Genomic DNA, 19159 nt, shown 5'->3' on the forward strand with positions numbered 1-19159 from the left:
CTCACGCCGTCGGTGGTCGCGCTGCTAGTTGTCCGTATCTGTTTTTTTATCCGCAGCGGCGCCCACCGAGGTAACCTCAGGGGGTTTCGTCGGCTGCGTCGGATGTGTATAAGAGGCGGGCCCCGCCCCGCCGGGCCGGCGGTCACCGGTCCGCGGTTGCCGCGGGACGACCGGCCACGGAGCGGCTCGCAGGAGCGCCAGGTCGGCCGCGTCGGGGCCGGGGCCCGAACCTGGGCCGTCTCCACGACAGCGAGCAGGTCGGGATCGGTGGGGTCGGTGGGGCCGCGCTGGCCACCCTCACGACGGTGGCGGAGGGCCCTGGTCGTCGGGGACCTGCGACCGCTGTCGGGACCGACCCGTCTGCCTAGCGTCGGGAGCATGAGCACCGTCGTCACCGTCCTGGCTGTCCTCCTCGTGCTCGGCGGGCTGCTGATCGGGGGCTCGGTCCGCGTGCTCAAGCAGTACGAGGAGGGGGTGCTCTTCCGGCTGGGTCGGGTGCGCGGCACCCGCAAGCCCGGGTTCTTGCTGATCGTCCCGGTCGTGGACGTGCTGCACCGGGTGTCGCTGCGGATCGTCACGATGCCGATCCAGTCCCAGGGGATCATCACCCGGGACAACGTGAGCGTCGACGTGTCGGCGGTGGCCTACTACCGGGTCGTCGACCCGGTGAAGTCCGTGGTGGCCATCGAGGACGTGCGGGCGGCCATCGACCAGATCGCCCAGACGACGCTGCGCAAGGTCGTGGGCCAGCACACCCTGGACGAGACGCTGTCCGAGACCGACCGGATCAACCTCGACATCCAGGAGATCCTCGACGTCGCCACCCTGGAGTGGGGCGTGCAGGTCACCCTCGTGGAGCTCAAGGACATCCAGCTGCCCGACAGCATGGAGCGGGCGATGGCCCGCCAGGCCGAGGCCGAGCGGGAGAAGCGCGCCAAGATCATCAACGCTGAGGGCGAGTCGCAGGCCGCGGCTGCCCTGGGCGAGGCCTCGGACACGATGATGGCCCACCCGTTGGCCCTCCAGCTGCGCACGCTGCAGAGCCTGGTGGAGCTGGGCGTGGACAAGAACACCACGGTCGTCTTCCCGGCCCCGCTGATGGCGACCATCGCCGAGCTGGGCACCTTCCTGGCGAGGGAGTCCGCCGCGGCCGCCGGCCCCGCGGCGGCCCCGGTGGTCCCCGCCTTCCTCCCCGCCGGGACGGCACTGCTCGACGGGGGGCCCGACAGCCACCTGCAGCACGTGGGGTGACCACGGGCCCGAGGGGTCCGACGACCCTGTCCATCCCGGCCCGGGCTGGGCACGCTGGGTCTCGGTCATCCGCCCCGCCCGACCCGAGGAGCACCGATGACCACCCTCGCCCCGGCGTCGCCGCACCGTCCGGCGACCGCGGTCGCCGACGCGGCCACGTGGACCACCGCCGACACCCTGAAGGGGATGCACGTCGACGCGGACACCGGACTCCTCGACGACGAGCTGGCCGCGCGGCAGACGCGCTCGGGACCCAATGCGGTGTGCTCGCACCGCGCCCGGCTGCTGCCCGCGCTCGGTCACCAGCTCGCCTCGCCGCTGCTGGGCCTGCTGCTGCTGGCCGCGGTGGTGTCGGCCGTGGTGGGCGAGCGCGGCGGGGCGGCGACGATCGCGGTGGTCGTCGTGCTGTCGGTCGGCCTGGGCTTCGGCAACGAGTACCGGGCCGAGAAGGCCGCCGAGGCGCTGCACGACCAGGTGCGCCACACCACCGTCGTGCTGCGGGAGGGCCGCCGGCAGGAGGTCGACGTCGTCACGTTGGTGCCCGGCGACCTCGTCGACGTCGGGTTGGGCGACGTCGTCCCGGCTGACCTGCGGCTGCTGACCGTGACCGGCCTGGAGTGCGACGAGTCGGTGCTGACCGGGGAGTCGGTGCCAGCGGTGAAGGGGACCGACCCGGTACCCGCCGGCACGCCGCTCGCCGAGCTCACCGCCTGCGCCCTGATGGGCACCGTCGTCGCCGCCGGCCGCGGGCACGGCGTGGTGGTCGCCACCGGTGCCCGCACCGAGTTCGGCGGGGTCGCCGTCGGGCTGGGCACCCACCCGCTGGACACGCGGTTCCAGGTCGGCCTGCGCAGCTTCTCGGCACTGCTGGCCTGGGTCGCCGTGGTTCTCACCTCGGCCGTGCTAGTGCTGAACACCGCGCTCGGGAGACCGTTGCTGGACGCCGTCCTGTTCTCCTTGGCGATCGCCGTCGGCATCACCCCGCAGCTGCTCCCGGCCGTGGTCTCCAGCAGCTTGGCCGCCGGGTCGCGTCGGCTCACCCGGCGGCACGTGCTGGTCAAGCGGCTGGTGTGCATCGAGGACCTCGGCGACGTCGACGTCCTGCTCACCGACAAGACCGGCACCCTCACCGAGGGCCGCCCGGTGTTCCTGCGCGCCGTCCCCGCCGCGGACGACGTCCCCGGTGCCGATGGCCCCGGCGATGTGCTGCGCTGGGGGCTGCGGGCCACCGAGGGCGACGGCACCGGCGGCAACGCACTGGACCGGGCACTCTGGGCGGCCCGCACCGGCTCCGAGGACGACGCCGTCCGGCTGGGGCAGCTGCCCTTCGACCACGACCGGCAGCTGGGGTCGGCCCTGGTGCGCACCTCCGACGGCGCGTGCACGGTGGTCACCAAGGGCGCGCCGGAGGTGGTGCTCGCCCGCTGCAGCCAGGTGCCCGCCGGTGTCGCCGAGGCGTTGGCCGCGGAGTTCGCGGCCGGCAACCGGGTGGTCGCCGTCGCGACGCGGGAGGTGCCGGTCGGCCACCCGTTGGGCCTGGCCGACGAGCACGGCCTGCGGCTGCGCGGGCTGCTGGTCGCCACCGACCCGCCCAAGGACGACGCGGCTGCCTCGCTGGCCCGGCTGGCCGACCTGGGCATCACGGTCAAGGTCGTCACCGGAGATGCCGCTCCCGTCGCCGTGCACGTCTGCCGGCAGCTGGGGCTCGGCGGCGTGGTGCTCACCGGCACCGACCTCGAGCTGCTCGACGACGACGCGCTGGCCGCGGCGCTGCCCGGGACCGACGTCTTCGCCCGGGTGAGCCCGCGGGACAAGGCGCGGATCGTCGCTGCGCAGCGGCGCACCGGCGGCGGGGTGGCCTTCCTCGGGGACGGCGTCAACGACGCGCTGGCCCTGCACGGCGCGGACGTCGGCATCTCGGTGGCCACCGCCACCGACGTGGCCCAGGACGCCGCCGACGTCATCCTCCTCGAGAAGGACCTGGGTGTGCTGGCCGACGGCGTCGTCGAGGGCCGGCGGATCTTCGCCAACACCATCAAGTACGTGCTGATGGGCACCTCGAGCAACGTCGGCAACATGGCCTCGGCGGCCGGTGCGTCGCTGTTCCTGGGCTTCTTGCCGATGCTGCCCAGCCAGATCCTGCTGAACAACCTGCTCTACGACACCAGTCAGCTGGCCATCCCGACCGACCACGCCGACGAGGAGCAGGTCCGCCGTCCGGCGCACTGGGACATCGCCTTCATCCGCCGCTTCATGCTGGTCTTCGGCCCGTTGAGCTCGCTGTTCGACGCGCTGACCTTCGTCGTCCTGCTGACCGTGCTGCACGCCGGACCGCCGGAGTTCCGCACCGGCTGGTTCGTGGAGTCCCTCGCCACCCAGACCCTGGTCGTCCTGGCCATCCGCACCCGCCGGGTCCCGTTCTGGCGCAGTCGTCCCTCGCTGCCGCTGGTGCTCGCCGCCGTCGGCGTCGTCGCCGTCGGGGCGGTGCTCCCGGCCACGCCGCTGGCCCGCTCGCTCGGGTTCACCCCGCTGCCGGTCCTCTACCACCTGGTCCTGGTGGGGTTCGTCGTCGGCTACCTGGTGCTCATCGAGGTCGGCAAGCTCGCCTTCTACGCCACCGCCCGCCGGTCGAGCCCGGTCCGTCCGCGGGATCCCCACCGGCACCTGCGCCGCCGGGCTGCCCGGTTCTCCTCGACCACCCGCCGACCCCGGCCTCCGGCGTGAGGCTCGCCGTCCGACCACCCGGGAGCAGCCCATGACCACGATCGCCCCACCCCCAGCACGCCTGGTGCGGACGGCCCCACGACCACCGCGCAGGAGGGTCCGGGCGCGGTACGGCGGCAGCCGCGACTGCGCGGTGCGGGTGTGGGGCACCGACACGGGCGCTGACGTGACCGCCGCCGTGGCCGGGTCGTGACCGCCTTGGCGGCCCGGGGCGAACCGGCCTGGACGCGGCCGGGCGCCGAGGTGGCGCACGACCAGGGCACCGATCCCGGTACCGGGCTGACCGGGGCCGAGGCAGCCCGGCGGTTGGCTCGGGACGGTCCCAACGAGGTGGCGGTGCACCCCTCGCCGCCGCTGTGGCGCTCGGTGCTCGGGCAGCTCAGCGACGTCCTGGTCCTGGTGCTGCTGGCCGCGGCTGTGCTGACCGCGATCACCGGCGACCTGGTCGACACCGCCGTCATCGGCCTGGTCGTGGCCGTCAACACCGTCCTCGGGGTCGCCCAGGAGCGCCGCGCGCTGCGGGAGGTCCAGGCACTGGACGACCTCGTGGCCCCCACCGCCCGGGTGACCCGCGACGGCACCGCCCACTGGGTGCCCACCCGTGAGCTGGTGGCCGGGGACCTGCTCGCCCTCGCCGCCGGTGACGTGGTCGGTGCCGACGCCCGCCTGCTGGCCGCCGTCCGGTTGCAGGTGGACGAGGCGCTGCTGACCGGGGAGTCGCAGCCCAGCGAACGGGACGCCGGTCACCTGGCCGACGCCGACGCCCCCGCCGCGGACCGGGCCGGGATGGTGCACGCCGGCAGCACGGTGCTGCGCGGGTCGGGCACGGCGGTGGTGGTGGCGACCGGCCCGGCCACGGCGATCGGCCAGGTCGCGGTCCTGGTCGCCGCGCACCGATCACCGCAGACGCCGCTGCAGCGGCGGCTCGCCGTCCTGGGCCGGCAGATCTCACTGGCCGTGGCCGCGGCGTGCCTGCTCTTCGTGGCCTCCGGTCTGCTGCGCGGCCAACCGTGGGAGACCACCGTGGTGGCCGCGGTCGCCCTCGCCGTCGCGGCCGTGCCGGAGTCCCTGCCCGCCGTCGTGGCACTGGCGCTGTCAGCCGGGGCGGGACGGATGGGCCGCCGCGGTGCCGTGGTGCGCTCCCTGCCCGCGGTCGAGACCCTCGGCTCGGTCACCCTGCTGGCCACCGACAAGACCGGCACCCTCACCCGGGGCGCGATGGTCGTCGACCGGGTCTGGACGCCGGCCGAAGGCGAGGTGGACCTGCCCGCGGACACCCCCGGGGTGCGTGCACTGCTGGAGGCGGCGGCGCTGTGCAACGACGCCGACGCCAGCGGCGCCGGCCCCGGTGGCGACCGGGGCACCGCGGACACCGAGACCGCCCTGGTGCGCGCTGCCCGGGCCGCCGGCTGCGACGTGGCGGCGCTGCGCGCGGCGCACCCCCGGACGGCGGAGGTGCCCTTCGACGCGGTGGTCCGCCGGATGACGACGGTGCACCGCGAGCCGGACGGCGGCGCGCGCACCCTGGTGAAGGGGGCACCGGAGGTGCTCCTGGCCGGGGGTGGCCCGGCCACCGCGGTCGCCGACCGGTGGGCGGCCGACGGGGGTCGGGTGCTGGCGGTGACCGCGGACGGCGTCCTGCTGGGGCTGGTGTCGATGGCCGACCCGGTCCGCCCGGAGGCCGCCGCAGCGGTGGCCGCCCTGCACCGGGCCGGGATCGTCGTCGTGGTGGTCACCGGTGACCACGCGGGCACCGCGGCCGCCGTGGCCCGGCAGGTCGGCGTCCTCGGGGCGGGGGAGGAGCCGGGGGCCAGGGTCCACGCCCGGGTCGAGCCGGCCGGGAAACTCGACCTGGTCACCGGGTGGCAGGCCGCGGGGCACGTCGTGGCGATGACCGGGGACGGCGTCAACGACGCCCCGGCGCTGCGGGCCGCCGACATCGGGGTCGCCATGGGCCGGCGGGGGACCGAGGTGGCCAAGGAGGCCGCCGACCTGGTGCTGGTCGACGACAGCCTCGCCACGGTGACCGCGGCGGTGGCCGAGGGACGTCGGGTCTTCGACAACGTCCGTCGGTTCGTCGGGTACGGCCTGGCCGGCGGACTCGCTGAGGTGCTGGTCATGCTCGCCGGGCCGGCGGTGGGCCTAGCGTTGCCCTTGTTGCCGGCCCAGGTGCTCTGGGTCAACCTGCTGACCCATGGCCCGGTCGGGGTCGCGATGGGCGGGGAGCCCGCCGCACCCGACGTGCTGGCGCGGCGGCCCCGGGACCCGGGGGCCGGTGTGCTGGACCGGTCCCTGGTCACCCAGCTGGTGGCCAACGGGCTCGCGGTGACGGTGGTCTGCCTGGCCGTGGCGGGGATCTCGCGGGCGGCGGACGGCCCGTGGCAGACCCAGCTGTTCATCAGCCTCGCGGTCGCCCAGCTGGCCCTGGCGCTCGCCCTTCGACCGGCCGGCGCCTGGTCGCGGCACCGGGCCGGCGTCCCGTGGCTCCCGGTCGCCGTGGCGGTGAACCTGGTGCTGCTGGCCGCCGCGGTCCTGCTGCCCGCGTTGTCGGACCTGATGGGCACCGAACCGTTGACCGCGCTGCAGACCCTGGCCGCGGTGGGGCCGGCGCTGGTGCCGGCGAGCCTGGTCCTGCTGGTCCGCCGGCTCCGCTGAGGCAGGGTTGCCGGCCGGACCCGCGATCAGCAGGCCCCGACGGCCGGTCAACCCGGGGCCAGGTCAGGACCGGGTGAGCGGGTCCTGCCCTCCGCGACGGCAGCCGGGGACCGCCTGGTCGCGCCCGGTGTGGCGGTCCAGGGCCAGGCGTCGCCGGCGCCCGGAGGTCACCTCGTGCATCGACGACCGGCGGCGGTGGGCGTCGTTCACCAGCTGGGACAGCGCGACCTCGACGGCGGTGGCGGGGGCCTGGTCGGCGGCGGTCATCTGTCCTCCCGGTGGTGCGCGAGCCGTCCGTGCGGGCCGGACCATCGTCCCGAGGGACCGGGCGGACGACCAGGGTCGTCGGTCCCGGGGTCGACGACCCAGGCCGGTGGTCGGCGGGGGAGCTCTTCTCCGACCCTCTGCCGTCCCCGCCGGGGCTCCCGGCCGGATCAGCCGTCGTGGTCGTCGGGCGACGGGGGAGGGGGTGGCCAGGTCGCCGAGTGCTCGTAGAGGATCTCGGCCAGCGGTCGTCTCGGCCCCGGACGCGTGCCGGGGGCACCACGACCGATGTGCACCAGCGCCTGTAGCCGTCGGCCCGGGCAGACCTGCCGCTCCGCGATCGCCCGTACCGCTGCGACCTCGACCGATCCGGTGACCAGGCCCCCCGCGCCGCCGTGCCGGGAGATCTGCAGCAGGACGAGCTGCAGGGCACGGCCGGCCCGCACCCGCTCCGTCACGGTGTCGCCCGCCGTGGCCAGCGCGACCCTGGCCGGTGCGCACGTCAGGTTCTGGGGGGCGACCCGTCGCGACCTCCCTCGGTCCGCGGCGTCGAGCACCCACCGGGTGCTCCGGCAGACCTGCTCGGGGCTCAGGGCCAGCACCTCCACTGCACGGGTGGCGGCCGTCGCCAGGTCGGCCGCGAGGTCGCCCGCCAACTGCTCGTCGTCGGAGCCCGCCCGGTAGCACTGCCGGAGACCCACCAGCAGGTCCAGCGCGGCCAGCCGGGGATCGGGCAACCGGTCCGCAGGCCGCAGGACGGCGACGAGGAGGTCGTCGGCAGGATCGGGGCGCAGCTCCACGTCGACGGCCAGCCCGGCGGCGGCGGCTCCGATCTCGGCTGCGCAGACCGCGGCGCCGGCGCTGAGCGACGCGGCGTGCCCCCGGGGGTCTCCTCCGGCGCAGCGTGCCCGGTCCAGCCGGACCTCGAGCCGATCGGGCAGCAACAGCCACCAACACGGTTGCCGATCCGTGGTCCAGGAGGCGCAGCGTGCCCGGTCGACGCCACGGCGCAGGGCGCGGAGGTGCTGACGCGCGGGACCGGCGACGGTCGTCACCGACACCACCGGCGGGCGGCGATGGTCACGTGGCGAGCCACGCACCTACGGGGGTCCAGTGCAGGCCCCGAGCCGGCCGAGGCGACGATCGGTCGCCGGCGGCCCTGCGTCGATCCGTTCACGTGCACCTCCGCTGCGAGGCCGGTCCGGACGGGACGGTGCACCGACGATCGCGGAGTCGCACGCGCCGGGCCAGGGACCTCCGACCCCTGGCGGGGGTGGGCCCTGCACCCAACACCTCCGGGCAGGGCCGTCGTGATGTCAGCGGGTCTCGGTGCTGGACCCCGCCCGAGGGTGCCGGTGTGTCCGCGGGCGCAGGGGGGACGGCGGGTCCGGGGTCAGCCACCACGTACGGGGTATGTCCCCGATCCCGGTGTGGTGCCCGCTGTGGCGGTCCGGTCGATCGTCGACCCGGCCGGGCGGCGGCCGGTGCGCGGGAGCGGTGCGCTGTGCAGCGGGAGCCTGCCCAGGCGCACCAGCACCTGCGGGACCAGGCCCGGCGGGAGGACCTCCACCGCGAGCCGGTCGCGCACATCGGGCACCTCCACGAGCTCGCTGACCACGTGGCTGGCCAGGCCGGCAGCAGTTGCGTGCAGCAGGACGGCGGCGAGGGCCTCGCCCGCCTCCACCTGGTCCAGCGGTCGATCCCCCGTGGTGGCCAGGACTGCCAGCCGAGCGCCGTCCCGCAAGGGGAGCGGTGAGACGCCGACGGACAACTCGGCGGTCGCGAACCGACGCGCCGGGACGTCACCCGGGTCCGGACCGGCCGGGACGTCGGCGCCCGGGACCCCGTCCGGGGAACCCGCAGGTCGCCCGGACCAGGCGCGGGTCTCGGCAGCCACCCGCGGGTCGGCCGCGATCCGGGCGGCTGCGGCCTCCGCCAGCTGGCCCACGACCCGGTGGGCGGCCGGTTCGACGAGGACCAGGTGGGCCCGGTGGACCGCGGCGGTGGCAGCCAGCTGGTGCCACCATCCCTCGGGCACGGGTTCATCGGCGAATGCCCGCCGATCGGTCTGCCGGTGGGCGACCGCAGCGGCGAGCGCGGTGTCGCCCGGCGCGGGTACGGCGGGGGTGAGGTCGACCGTGGCCAGGTGGTGGGGATCGGCCGGGTCGGGGAACCGCCGGACCTGCGCGGACCATCCTGCGGCCCGGGCGACGACCACCAGGTGCTGGAGCACCGCCCCGCAGCTCAGCAGCAGTTCACGACCGGAGGGGTCGGTGGCCGGGAGGGCCCGGTCCAGGTCGGCGAACAGCTGCAGGCCGGCCGGGTCCAGCCGCCACCGCCAGGGCTGGGTGTTGTGCACGGAGGGGGCTCGCTGGGCGAGATCGACGAGCTGCAGGACGTCGTCGGGGTGCAGTGCAGTGCCGGGCACCGGGGTCTCCAGGTGGTCTGCCGCCGTGGCCGGCGGGTCGGGCACCGACCCTCGCCCGCCTCTGCCCGCCCGACCAGGGCCGGTGGTCCCCACCCCGGGTGGCCCGAGGTCATCGGGGACCGGACTGCCCCGTCGACACCGTGCGCTGGCCCTCTGCTGCGGCGGTCGCGGACCAGGTTGCGGGTCGCCCGTCGTCACGCGGTCCAGCTGTCCGGTCCTAGTCTCCGGGCATGGCGGCGTGGACGTTCCTGACCAACCATGCCCACGTGCTGCTGTGCGTCGCGCGGGACCGGGGGGTGCGGCTGCGCGACATCGCCGAGGCCGTCGGCATCACCGAGCGGGCGACGCAGCGCATCGTCACCGAGCTCGCGGAGGCCGGTTACCTCAGGCGGGAGAAGGAGGGCCGGCGCAACGTCTACCGGCTCGATCCCGATCTCCCGCTCCGTCACCCCTTGGAGCGCGACCACGCCATCGGGGAGATCCTCCGCGTGCTGACCCCGTCCCCGGTGGAGGCGGCGTTCCCGGCCCCTTGACACCCGACATGGATGTCCTATGTCATCAGGGACAGCAAGGGGAGTACCCCACGACGGCGCGTCGTCACCACGACTCGACAGCGAGTCCGGCGCGACCGGTCCGGCGCTGAGCCGGGCGGGGGAGACCTTCGACATGGTCGGAGGTCTGCCCCGTGGACGTGCTCGACTTCGCCGTGCCCGCCTGGGCCTGGGTCGCCCTGACGGTCGGCATCGCCGCCATGCTGGCCATCGACCTGTTCCTGCACCGGGACGACCACGAGATCGGCTTCCGCGAGGCCGCGACGTGGAGTGCGGTGTGGATCGCGGTCGGTCTGGGCTTCGGCGTCCTGATGTGGATCTGGCAGGGCGGGGACGTCGCCGGGGCCTACTACTCGGGCTACCTGATCGAGAAGGCGCTGTCGATCGACAACGTGTTCATCTTCGCGATGGTCTTCGCCGCCTTCCACGTCCCGGCGGCATACCAGCACAAGGTGCTGTTCTGGGGCGTCATCGGGGCGCTCGCCTTCCGGCTGGTCTTCATCTTCGCCGGTGCCAGCCTGCTGGAGACCCTGTCGTGGACGGCGTTCCTGCTCGGGGGACTGCTGCTGTACACCGGCTGGGCGACGGCCTTCCGCCACGGGCAGCAGCTCGACCCCGACCGCGACCTCCTCGTCCGCCTGGTCCGGCGCGTCGTCCCGACGACGACGGAGTTCCACGGCAGCCGCTTCTTCGTCCGCATCGACGGTCGGCGGACGGCCACGCTGCTGTTCGTCGTGCTGGTCGCCGTGGAGGCCACCGACCTGGTGTTCGCCGTGGACTCCGTGGCCGCCGTCCTGGCCATCACCACCAACACGTTCCTGGTGTGGACCGCCAACGCCTTCGCCGTCCTGGGACTCCGCGCGCTGTACTTCTGCCTGGCCGGGCTCCTCAGCCGCTTCGTCCTGCTGCACTACGGCCTCGCGCTGCTGCTCGTCTTCGCCGGGATCAAGCTCATCCTCTCCGAGACCCCCGTGGGCAAGCTCCCCATCCCCCTCACCCTCGGGGTCATCGTCACCACGCTGGTGGTCAGCATCGCCGCGAGCCTGTGGGTGACCCGTGCCGACCGTCCCCAGACCGATCCTGCCCACCGGAACTGATCCCACCGACCTCGAGGAGGCCTGTCATGACCAGCACGCTCGCCCCGGCGCCGATCCCGTCGCACACCACCCCTCTGCCGCTCCCCACCCCGCCGGAGGTGGTGGCGCTGCAGGCGCTCCGTGCGCAACCGGCCGTGTCCGTGCTGTGCACGACCGTCCCCGGGCCGCGGATGACCGGCGAGGACGCCGCCCGGCTGCGTGCGCTGGCCGCAGCTGCACGCAGCCGGGTGACCGCCGAGCTCGGGTCCGTGGCGGCCGAGCCGCTGGTCGAGCGGTTGGACGAGCTGGTCACCGATGCCGTCGGGCGGGCCACCCGGCTGGCGGTGGCGTTGTTCGTCAGCGACCGGGCCTCGTCATCTTGGTCGCTGTCGGTCGAGGTCGTCGACCGGGCGGTCGTCGACCCCACCTTCGCCACACGCGACCTGGTCCGGTCCCTGCACCGCACCCCGCGCCACGTCGTGCTGGTGCTGACCGACCGGCAGGCCCGCCTGTTCGACGGCCTCGGTGACAGCCTCCTGCCGGCGGTGTCCCGGTTCCCGATGGACAGGGAGCCCCGCCCGTCCTCGCACGGGCGAGCCGGCCGGCACGGGCGCGGCGGCCGGGTCGAGCGCAACGGCGACGGCGGCGATGCTGCCCGGACGGCGTGGTTGCGCTCCGTGGACAGCGCGCTCGGGGCCCACCTGGCCCTCCACCCTGCCCCATTGGTGGTCGTCGGCGCCGAGCGTCTGCTGGCCCGTTTCGCCGGGCTGTCCCGCAACCTCGACCGGCTGGCCGGCACGGTCGTCGGCAGCCACCGGCCCAGCGATACGGTGCCGACCGGACCGACGGCACCGGGCAGTGAGGCCGGTGGGCGGTGCGCGGTGGGGACCGGTGTCCGATGCACGGAGCGAGCCGCCCAGCTGTGCAGCAGTCCTACGCCGACCGGGTCCTGGCGGCGCGGCTCGGAGTGGCAGGGCTGGTGGACCCGGCCATGGAGGCCTTGGAGCGGGCGCTGGCGAGCAAGGACGAGGCGGTGGCGCTGCGCGCTGCGGGGGCCGCCCAGGTCGTACTGGAGCGCCTGGCACGCAAGGGAGCCACGGTGGCGTTCCACATGGGCGAGGATGGTGCAACGGTCCGATCGGGGGCCGACATCGTGCGGGAGCGACTGCGCGCAGTCGGCGCCGCGAGGGCCGAGCACCCGGGGGGTGGTCGGCCAGGCCTCGGCCGTGGAGACCGTGGGCAAGCCGTGGAGGCCGAGCTGGTGGACGAATGGGGCTGAAAGTTTCACCAGCTCGGTCCTGACGGCCCTACCGTCCCGGCATGGGGACAGACGCCTGGGCGCTGATCGTGGCCATCCTGGCGCTGGTGGTGGCCGGGTACGGCATCCACCGGCAGAACACCTATGCGGCGCGTGAGGATCAGAGGCGGGAAGGCGAGATCGCCGGGCGCCCCTCCCACGTGGTGGCGACCGTGGGGCACTGGGACCCGATCGAGAAGAACGTCAGCCCTAAGATCGGCGACGGTGAGATCTCACCGATTAAGTACCACCAGTGGACTCCTGCCGGGGCGCCCGTCTACTGGGGCGGCCTGGCTGTCGTACTGCATAACGTGGGCGAACGGCCGGTTGACGTGAACCACATTGACGTCGTCCTACGCAGCGACGCAGCCGGTCGAGAGTCGGTCATGACGTCGCAGTCGGTCGCATCGACCGGCCCTTCCCTGCCCGCGACCCTGGCGCACAACTCAGCGACCTACCTGGTCGGGTTCGATGAACTCCAGACCCTGACCCGGACGTTGCTCCCCGCAGACGGCGAGGTCAGGTACGGCTTCCGGGTCCGCTTCTCCGACCAGTCGGAGATCGTCACCCCGCTCGCCCGGCTGGTGTTCCTCCCGCCGACCGCCGACGACAGGCCAGGCGAGATCGGCTGATCCCACCTGGCCCGTGTCAACCAGTCAGCCGCCGACGATCTCGGCGACGACCTCGGAGACCCGGGCCTCCTTATGCCGGTCGCTTGCCTCCCGGTCGCCGCTGGTGACCTCCCCGACCTGCTGCGTGCTTAGTTCGCGCTGGTGGCGCTCGGGACCGTGTAATCGACGTGTACCGGTAGGCGCCTCCCGTGGCGACTGCCGGTATTTACGCAGGTACGGGTGTTGACAAGGTCCGGGCGGTGTCGTCCCGCTTCAACGTCGCCGGCAGCCCACCCGTCACCGAGGTCTGGACCGCACCCGAGCCCCGGTCGGCGCCCGCGGCCAGATCTTCGCGGCCGTTCGCAGCTACCCAGAACCGGCCCGAGCACCAAGCACCATCGGTGGCTGCAGTGACCTATCGCGGGTCGGCGGCGGGGGCGCCGGAAGCCGTGTCTGCAGCCTCGACGCCAAGCCTGGCCAAGAGTGGCAGCCGGGGCAGGAGGAACCGTCGGCCTACGCGCAGAGCGGGCAGGTCCCCGTTCTGCATAGCGCGGGAGACAGTTCGGACATCGACCCCGAGCACACGGGCGGCGTCGGCGATCGTCACCACTGCACTGGTGCTGCTCCGCAACTCGTTGAGGTCCACGAGTCATCCTTTCCTCGTCCGACCGGGTGGATTGGGCGACGGTCACCATGCCTTAGCCCGATGACAATCGCGATCAGCACTCCCACCAGGTGCCAGCGCACGCGACTCATGTCAGTTCGCGGTATCACCCTTGCGACGGCGCCAGCCGAAGAAACCGGTCGGACGGATGGCTGATGTCGCCCGTCAGACGCGGCTTGCTCTCAGCACCTGCCCCCTGTGGATAAGCGGCGATGGCCATGGCCCGTCCACAGGCTGATCCCGATGCCCGCCAAGGGCTCAAGGTCGCTGATTGCCTAAGTCTCTGGCGCGGGCCTTGCCGCAACGGGGGAGATCGGAGTGACGTTGGGGATGAGCAAGAAGCGTCAATACGGGGAGGGAGGTATCAGCGAGTACCGCACCAAAGCTGGTCCTCGGTACTACATCAAGTACATGGCCCTGCGGCCCGATGGGACGCGCTCTGCGGTCCTGAAGCGTGGATTCGTCAACCGGCGTGAGGCCGCCTCAGCGCTGCGGGCCGAACTCCGGAACCTCGAGACCGGCCAGTGGGTCGATGTTTCGAAGCAGTCGCTCAGTGCCTACCTGGCTGAGTGGCTGGACGGACAACGGCTGGCCCCTTCCACCCTGTCCAGCTACCAGAAAAATGTTCGCCTGCACATCGATCGCCACATCGGCAAGACCCCGCTTGACCGTCTGACGGGCCTTGCGATCGATGGGTGGATGCGCAAGCTTGAGAGGTCTGGGCGAGCAGACGGAGCCGGCGGGTTGTCAGCGCGGACGGTGCGATACGTCTTCACCATCCTGAGATCCGCATTGGCGGATGCGGTGAAGCATGGACACCTCGCCGTCAACCCGACCGACCGCTCAACACCCCCGACGGCGTCGCAGGCACGGCCCCCCGAGATGCAGGCATGGACGGCTGCAGAGCTCGCACGGTTCCTCGGCTGGGCGGAGAAGTACGACTCGGACATGGCCGTCGCATGGCACCTGCTCGCTTTCACCGGCATGCGGCGGGGTGAGGCTCTGGCTCTGCGCTGGCGTGACGTCGATCTAGAGGCCGCCCGCATCGCCGTGCGGCGCAGCGTGGGCTTGGTGAAGCACAAAGGGGAGGGCGAGGAGCTGGTGGAAGGTCCGACCAAGACTGGCCAAGCTCGGGTCGTCGACCTCGACGCCGGCACCGTGGAACGCCTGCGTAGACATCGGGCGGTACGAGGCGCTCTCTCCCCGGAACTGATCCGCGGCACTGCTGTCGTGCTCGGTGACCTCGAAGGCAACCACCGTCACCCTGAGCGGTTCTCTCGGCGTTTCCTCGGTCACCTCAAGCGGGCGCAGCGCGCCCTGGGCGACGACAGGGTCCCGACGATCAGGCTGCACGACCTGAGGCACACACACGCCACGCTTCTCCTGGCGGACGGTGAACCGGTGAAGGTCGTCTCCGAACGGTTGGGGCACGCGAGCGCGACTATCACCTTGACCGTCTATCAACACGTGCACCCCGGGATGGGCAAGCAGGCAGCCACTCGGTTCGCGACTTTGCTCGACGAAGCGTCTGAGGGACGACCCGCGGAGTGATTGGGATCAAATTGGGATCACCGCCGGTCTGCGGTCCGAAAACGCAGACACCCCGGGCTCCTGAACTGCAGGAACACCGGGGTGAAGCTGTGTCCGAGGGGGGACTTGAACCCCCACGCCCGATAAAGGGCACTAGCACCTCAAGCTAGCGCGTCTGCCATTCCGCCACCCGGACAGGTGGACCAGCGCTCTGCGGCGCGGCCGTGGTGAAGCATACGGGAGCCCGGACCGCCGTCCGCACGCCCCCTCGGCACCGGCGAGCCGCGCAGCCGGTCACCGCCCAGGGATCCGGTCACCGTGCACGCCGACCGGATGCCTGCAGGGTGACCGGACGCCGCCGGGTGGGGGAGCGGGGGCGGTGGCACGATCGGGCGCATGGCCGAGACGACTGCACCCGAACCGCTCGCCCGCGCCCAGGCCGAGGTCGCGGACCTGCTGAGCGAGCTCATCCGGATCGACTCCACCAACACCGGCGACACCACGACGAGCAAGGGCGAGCGCCAGGCTGCCGAGTGGGTCGCCGGCAAGCTCGACGAGGTCGGCATCGACTCGGTCATCCACGAGTCCGAGAAGGGCCGCGCCAGCCTCGTCGCCCGCATCCCGGGCCAGGACCGCGAGCGCCCCGGGCTTCTGGTGCACGGCCACCTCGACGTCGTCCCCGCCGACGCGAGCGAGTGGACCGTCGACCCGTTCTCCGGCGAGCAGCGCGACGGCTACGTCTGGGGCCGCGGCGCGGTCGACATGAAGGACATGGACTGCATGACCCTCGCGCTGGTCCGCGACTGGGCCCGCACCGGCGTCGTCCCCCCGCGCGACATCGTGCTGGCCTTCGTCGCCGACGAGGAGGCCGGCGGGAAGTACGGCGCCCACTACCTCGTCGACCACCACGCCGACCTGTTCGAGAACGTCTCCGAGGCGATCAGCGAGGTCGGCGGCTTCAGCCTCACCGTCCGCGACGACCTGCGGCTCTACCTGATCCAGACCGCCGAGAAGGGCCTGGCCTGGATGAGGCTCACCGCCGCCGGCCGCCCCGGGCACGGCTCGTTCGTCCACGACGACAACGCCGTCACCCGGCTGTCCGCCGCCGTCGCCCGGATCGGCTCCACCCGGCTGCCCACCGTGCTCACCCCGCCGATGAAGCAGTTCATCGAGGAGGTCTCCGACGCCTACGGCATCGAGATCGACCCGGACTCGCCCGACGAGGCACTGAGCCGCCTGGGCTCCATCAGCCGCATGATCGGCGCCGCCCTGCGCAACACGGTCAACCCCACGATGCTCGACGCCGGCTACAAGGCCAACGTCATCCCCGGCACCGCCAGCGCCACCATCGACGGCCGCTTCCTCTACGGCCAGGAGGAGGCCTTCGAGGCCCAGATCGACGAGCTGCTCGGCGAGGGCGTCACCCGCGACTACATCCACCACGACCAGGCCGTGGAGACGACGTTCGACGGCCCGCTGGTCGAGCAGATGGTCGCCGCCCTCAAGGCCGAGGACGACGGCGCCCGCCCGGTCCCGTTCACCGTGAGCGGCGGCACCGACGCCAAGAGCTTCGAGACCCTCGGCATGCGCTGCTTCGGGTTCTCCCCGCTGCGGCTGCCCGCCGACCTGGACTTCGCCGGCCTCTTCCACGGCATCGACGAGCGCGTCCCGGTGGAGAGCCTGCAGTTCGGCATCCGCGTGCTGGACAGGTTCTTGAAGGCCAGCTAGTGGACCCGCTCGCCGCCTTCCTCGTGGGCCAGCTGACCACCGATGGGTTCGTGCCCGTGACGGTCCTGCGGGTCACCCAGGGCCGGGTGCCCGCCCGGGGCTCAGCGCAAGCCCTGGCGGTGGGCGGCAAGCGGCTGTGGCTGGCCCACGCCCAGCTCTTCGGCCAGCCCACCCTGGCCAGCGTCCCGCTGGCCAAGGTCACCGGGGTCGACGTCCGGCAGGTCCGGCGGATCACCGGCGCCCGGCGCGAGCTGTCGGCCTGGGTGGACGGCAACACGCTGCGGTTCACCGTGGTGGACGACGAGGCCACCACCGCGGCGTTCGTCGCCGCCGTCCGGGCCGGGGGGTCTCAGCCCACGACGACCGCGGGCTGAGCCGCCAGCACGGCGCGGGCCCGGCCGGCGTCCTTGCCGGCGTAGAGCGCCGCGTCGGCGCGGGCCAGCGTGTCCTGCGCGGTCTCCCCGCGGCACCACTGCGCGATGCCGACCGTGGCGCTCTGCCCGAACGGCACCGCCGCGATGATCCGCTCGGCCACCGGGCGGGCCTCCTCGTCGGTGCAGTCGGGCAGGGCGACGACGAACTCCTCGCCGCCCCAGCGGGCGATCAGGTCGCCGTCGCGCAGGCACTCGGTGGCCGCGGCGGCGAAGTCGTGCAGGAGGACGTCGCCGGCGGCGTGGCCGAAGGTGTCGTTGTAGGCCTTGAAGTGGTCCAGGTCCAGCAGCAGCAGGGTCAGCGGCAGGCGGCTGCGCTGGGCCCGGGCGACCTCGATCGTCGACATCTCGTCCCAGCGCCGGCGGTTGGCCAGCCCGGTGAGCTGGTCGCGGTCGGCGGCACGGGCCAGCTCGGCGAGGTGGTTGCCGCGCTCGATGGCTCGCGCGGCCTCGTTGCCCAGCACCTGCAGCACGCCGCGGGTGGTGGCGCAGAAGACGTCGACCGGCTGCCGCCACAGGATCCCGATGAGGGCCACGACCTTGTCCTCGCCCAGGACCGCGGGCTGCCATGCCGCCGACGCCACCCCGAGGTGCTCGACGAGGTCGCTGCTGACGCCCTCCTCGTCGGCGACGTGGCTGGCGAAGTAGGGGGTGCCCTCCTCGAAGACCCGGGCGGTCAGCGAGGCGGACGGGTCGGTGCTGAAGCGGAGCGGCGGCAGGTCGAGGCCGTCGACGGCGGTGGACACCAGGTGGCCCTCGCCGTCGGGCTCGAGCAGGTAGGCGCCGTCCGCGCCGACGGCCTCCCGCACGGCGGCGCAGATCGCGGCGCGCGGGTCCTCGGCCAGCAGCACGGTCCGCGACGCGCGGGCCATGACCTCGACCTGGCGGTGCCGCTCCTCGGAGTAGTCGACCGCGTCCCGCAGGCGGACCACCAGGACCAGCCGCTCGTCCCGGTTGAGCGCCAGGGCCAGGCCCAGCGCGGCCCCGAGGGCGACGTAGGCCTGCACGATGCCGGCCCGGACCAGGACGTCGTCCACCGCGGCGAAGGGGCCCTCGCCCTGCAGCGTGTAGACCACCGCCACCACGCTGACCGCCGCGGTGCGCAGCACCGTCAGCCCGGTGTCGAACCGCAGCGCCACCCAGGCGGTGAGCGCGAAGAGCGGGAACGCGATCGGGTACTCGGGCATCCAGTGGAAGACCGCCACGTTGCCGAGCACGGAGGCGGCGACGGCGAGCACGAGCTCGACCGCACGCCACCCGCCCGGTGCGCGGAAAGGCAGCATCCCGTCGACGACGGGGCCGCGCCGGGTCAGCAGCAGCTGCCGGACCCGCAGCCCGAGGGCGACGACGACGAGGACAGCGGCGCCGTTGCGGGCCTGCCAGACGACCAGGCCGAGCACCGACCAGCTGCCGTCGGCCACGGCCAGGACGACGGTGCCCACCGCGGCGCCGGCCGTCGTCGCGATGCCGGTGGCCAGCAGGAGGCCGCCCAGGTCACGCATGTCCAGCAGCAGCGGACCCGCGGCGCCCGTGGAGCCGGCGAGTCGGCGGTAGAGCAGGACGACGAGGCCGGCCTGGCCCAGGTTGACCGCGGCCAGCCCGCCGGAGACGAGCAGGTCCTCCCCGGTGAGCAGGTCGGTGGCCAGCACCACCGCGACCAGGAGGGCGCAGTCCAGGACGAAGGTGGCGCGGCCGCGCTGGAGCAGCAGCCACAGCGCACCGACGCCGGCGGCCGGCCAGACCAGGTTGACCCCGGTGCCCTCGACCACCGTGAGGCGGCCGACCACCGCGGCCCCGGCGAACAGCAGCGCGAACGCGGCGGTGCGGAGCAGGCCGGTGGCGTCCGGGCGGGAGGGAGTGGTCACGAGGACCCATCGGCCGGTCCGGCGGCCGGCTCCACCGGTCCCACCCCTGCGGGTGACCCAGGTCGCTCCCGTGCTTCGATGCCG

The 19159-nt window shown here is 73.5% G+C and carries 15 protein-coding genes, 1 tRNA gene and 1 pseudogene; 11 read left to right on the forward strand and 6 right to left on the reverse strand.

Annotation, left to right across the window (positions count from 1 at the left end; all coding sequences use genetic code 11):
• The first annotated feature begins 378 nt into the window (after window positions 1-378).
• The 3 genes from LFA75_RS21935 (at window position 379) to LFA75_RS21945 (ending at window position 6630) form a co-directional block, all read left to right on the forward strand.
• On the forward strand, window positions 379-1251 hold the full coding sequence (locus LFA75_RS21935) for a slipin family protein (RefSeq protein WP_225235705.1): 873 nt from the start codon (window positions 379-381) through the stop codon (window positions 1249-1251).
• A 96-nt stretch (window positions 1252-1347) separates the two neighbouring features.
• On the forward strand, window positions 1348-3975 hold the full coding sequence (gene mgtA / locus LFA75_RS21940) for a magnesium-translocating P-type ATPase (protein ID WP_225235706.1): 2628 nt from the start codon (window positions 1348-1350) through the stop codon (window positions 3973-3975).
• A 189-nt stretch (window positions 3976-4164) separates the two neighbouring features.
• Window positions 4165-6630: a cation-translocating P-type ATPase gene (locus tag LFA75_RS21945; protein ID WP_225235707.1), complete on the forward strand. Its 2466-nt coding sequence runs from the start codon at window positions 4165-4167 to the stop codon at window positions 6628-6630.
• A gap of 63 nt (window positions 6631-6693) precedes the next feature.
• On the opposite strand, the gene LFA75_RS21950 is transcribed toward LFA75_RS21945, so the two are convergent.
• The 3 genes from LFA75_RS21950 to LFA75_RS21960 form a co-directional block, all read right to left on the reverse strand.
• Entirely contained in the window at window positions 6694-6897 is a 204-nt protein-coding gene (locus LFA75_RS21950; RefSeq protein WP_225235708.1) for a hypothetical protein, read from the reverse strand.
• Between the two features lie 167 nt (window positions 6898-7064).
• Entirely contained in the window at window positions 7065-7838 is a 774-nt protein-coding gene (locus LFA75_RS21955; RefSeq protein ID WP_225235709.1) for a hypothetical protein, read from the reverse strand.
• A 449-nt stretch (window positions 7839-8287) separates the two neighbouring features.
• The gene (locus LFA75_RS21960) at window positions 8288-9367 is read right to left on the reverse strand and encodes an Acg family FMN-binding oxidoreductase (RefSeq protein ID WP_225235710.1); all 1080 of its coding nucleotides are present in this window, start codon (window positions 9365-9367) and stop codon (window positions 8288-8290) included.
• 185 nt (window positions 9368-9552) lie between these two features.
• On the opposite strand from LFA75_RS21960, the gene LFA75_RS21965 reads away from it, so the two are divergent.
• The 5 genes and pseudogenes from LFA75_RS21965 to LFA75_RS21985 all read left to right on the forward strand — a co-directional run bounded on the left by LFA75_RS21965 (window position 9553) and on the right by LFA75_RS21985 (window position 12878).
• On the forward strand, window positions 9553-9855 hold the full coding sequence (locus LFA75_RS21965; RefSeq protein WP_225235711.1) for a helix-turn-helix transcriptional regulator: 303 nt from the start codon (window positions 9553-9555) through the stop codon (window positions 9853-9855).
• 152 nt (window positions 9856-10007) lie between these two features.
• The gene (locus LFA75_RS21970; RefSeq protein WP_225235712.1) at window positions 10008-10970 is read left to right on the forward strand and encodes a TerC/Alx family metal homeostasis membrane protein; all 963 of its coding nucleotides are present in this window, start codon (window positions 10008-10010) and stop codon (window positions 10968-10970) included.
• 170 nt (window positions 10971-11140) lie between these two features.
• A pseudogene (locus LFA75_RS24200) lies at window positions 11141-11704 on the forward strand (baeRF3 domain-containing protein); the annotation flags it as partial.
• Between the two features lie 167 nt (window positions 11705-11871).
• Window positions 11872-12228, forward strand: coding sequence for a hypothetical protein (locus LFA75_RS23950; protein WP_263639409.1), 357 nt, complete (start codon window positions 11872-11874; stop codon window positions 12226-12228).
• A 41-nt stretch (window positions 12229-12269) separates the two neighbouring features.
• Window positions 12270-12878 carry a hypothetical protein gene (locus LFA75_RS21985; protein WP_225235713.1) on the forward strand — a complete coding sequence of 203 codons (609 nt, stop codon included), beginning with the start codon at window positions 12270-12272 and terminating at the stop codon, window positions 12876-12878.
• A gap of 394 nt (window positions 12879-13272) precedes the next feature.
• On the opposite strand, the gene LFA75_RS24205 is transcribed toward LFA75_RS21985, so the two are convergent.
• Complete coding sequence (locus LFA75_RS24205) at window positions 13273-13503, reverse strand: helix-turn-helix domain-containing protein (RefSeq protein WP_404820960.1); 231 nt, start codon at window positions 13501-13503, stop codon at window positions 13273-13275.
• Window positions 13504-13851: 348 nt separating this feature from the next.
• Here LFA75_RS24205 and LFA75_RS21995 point away from each other — a divergent pair, with 348 nt between their 5' ends.
• Window positions 13852-15072 (forward strand): tyrosine-type recombinase/integrase, encoded by a 1221-nt coding sequence (locus tag LFA75_RS21995; RefSeq protein WP_225235714.1) that lies wholly within the window; start codon window positions 13852-13854, stop codon window positions 15070-15072.
• A 90-nt stretch (window positions 15073-15162) separates the two neighbouring features.
• On the opposite strand, the gene LFA75_RS22000 is transcribed toward LFA75_RS21995, so the two are convergent.
• Window positions 15163-15247: transfer RNA gene (locus tag LFA75_RS22000), tRNA-Leu, on the reverse strand.
• A 200-nt stretch (window positions 15248-15447) separates the two neighbouring features.
• Here LFA75_RS22000 and LFA75_RS22005 point away from each other — a divergent pair.
• Window positions 15448-16779: a M20/M25/M40 family metallo-hydrolase gene (locus LFA75_RS22005; RefSeq protein ID WP_225235715.1), complete on the forward strand. Its 1332-nt coding sequence runs from the start codon at window positions 15448-15450 to the stop codon at window positions 16777-16779.
• Window positions 16779-17153, forward strand: a complete 375-nt coding sequence (locus LFA75_RS22010) for a hypothetical protein (protein ID WP_225235716.1) — start codon at window positions 16779-16781, stop codon at window positions 17151-17153. The genes LFA75_RS22005 and LFA75_RS22010 overlap by 1 nt, the downstream gene beginning before the upstream one ends.
• Here the strand turns inward: LFA75_RS22010 and LFA75_RS22015 are convergent.
• Window positions 17129-19075 carry a sensor domain-containing diguanylate cyclase gene (locus LFA75_RS22015; RefSeq protein WP_225235717.1) on the reverse strand — a complete coding sequence of 649 codons (1947 nt, stop codon included), beginning with the start codon at window positions 19073-19075 and terminating at the stop codon, window positions 17129-17131. The two genes, LFA75_RS22010 and LFA75_RS22015, sit on opposite strands and share 25 nt — an antisense overlap.
• Between the last annotated feature and the right edge of the window lie 84 nt (window positions 19076-19159).

It is taken from the genome of Klenkia terrae (assembly GCF_900491935.1).
GTDB lineage: Bacteria > Actinomycetota > Actinomycetes > Mycobacteriales > Geodermatophilaceae > Klenkia > Klenkia terrae.

Coding starts and splice junctions, on each gene's coding strand:
- LFA75_RS21950 (WP_225235708.1), bottom strand. CDS start 6,897: ATGACCGCCGCCGACCAGGCCCCCGCCACCGCCGTCGAGGTCGCGCTG.
- LFA75_RS21995 (WP_225235714.1), top strand. CDS start 13,852: ATGAGCAAGAAGCGTCAATACGGGGAGGGAGGTATCAGCGAGTACCGC.
- LFA75_RS22005 (WP_225235715.1), top strand. CDS start 15,448: ATGGCCGAGACGACTGCACCCGAACCGCTCGCCCGCGCCCAGGCCGAG.
- LFA75_RS21985 (WP_225235713.1), top strand. CDS start 12,270: ATGGGGACAGACGCCTGGGCGCTGATCGTGGCCATCCTGGCGCTGGTG.
- LFA75_RS21965 (WP_225235711.1), top strand. CDS start 9,553: ATGGCGGCGTGGACGTTCCTGACCAACCATGCCCACGTGCTGCTGTGC.
- mgtA (WP_225235706.1), top strand. CDS start 1,348: ATGACCACCCTCGCCCCGGCGTCGCCGCACCGTCCGGCGACCGCGGTC.
- LFA75_RS21935 (WP_225235705.1), top strand. CDS start 379: ATGAGCACCGTCGTCACCGTCCTGGCTGTCCTCCTCGTGCTCGGCGGG.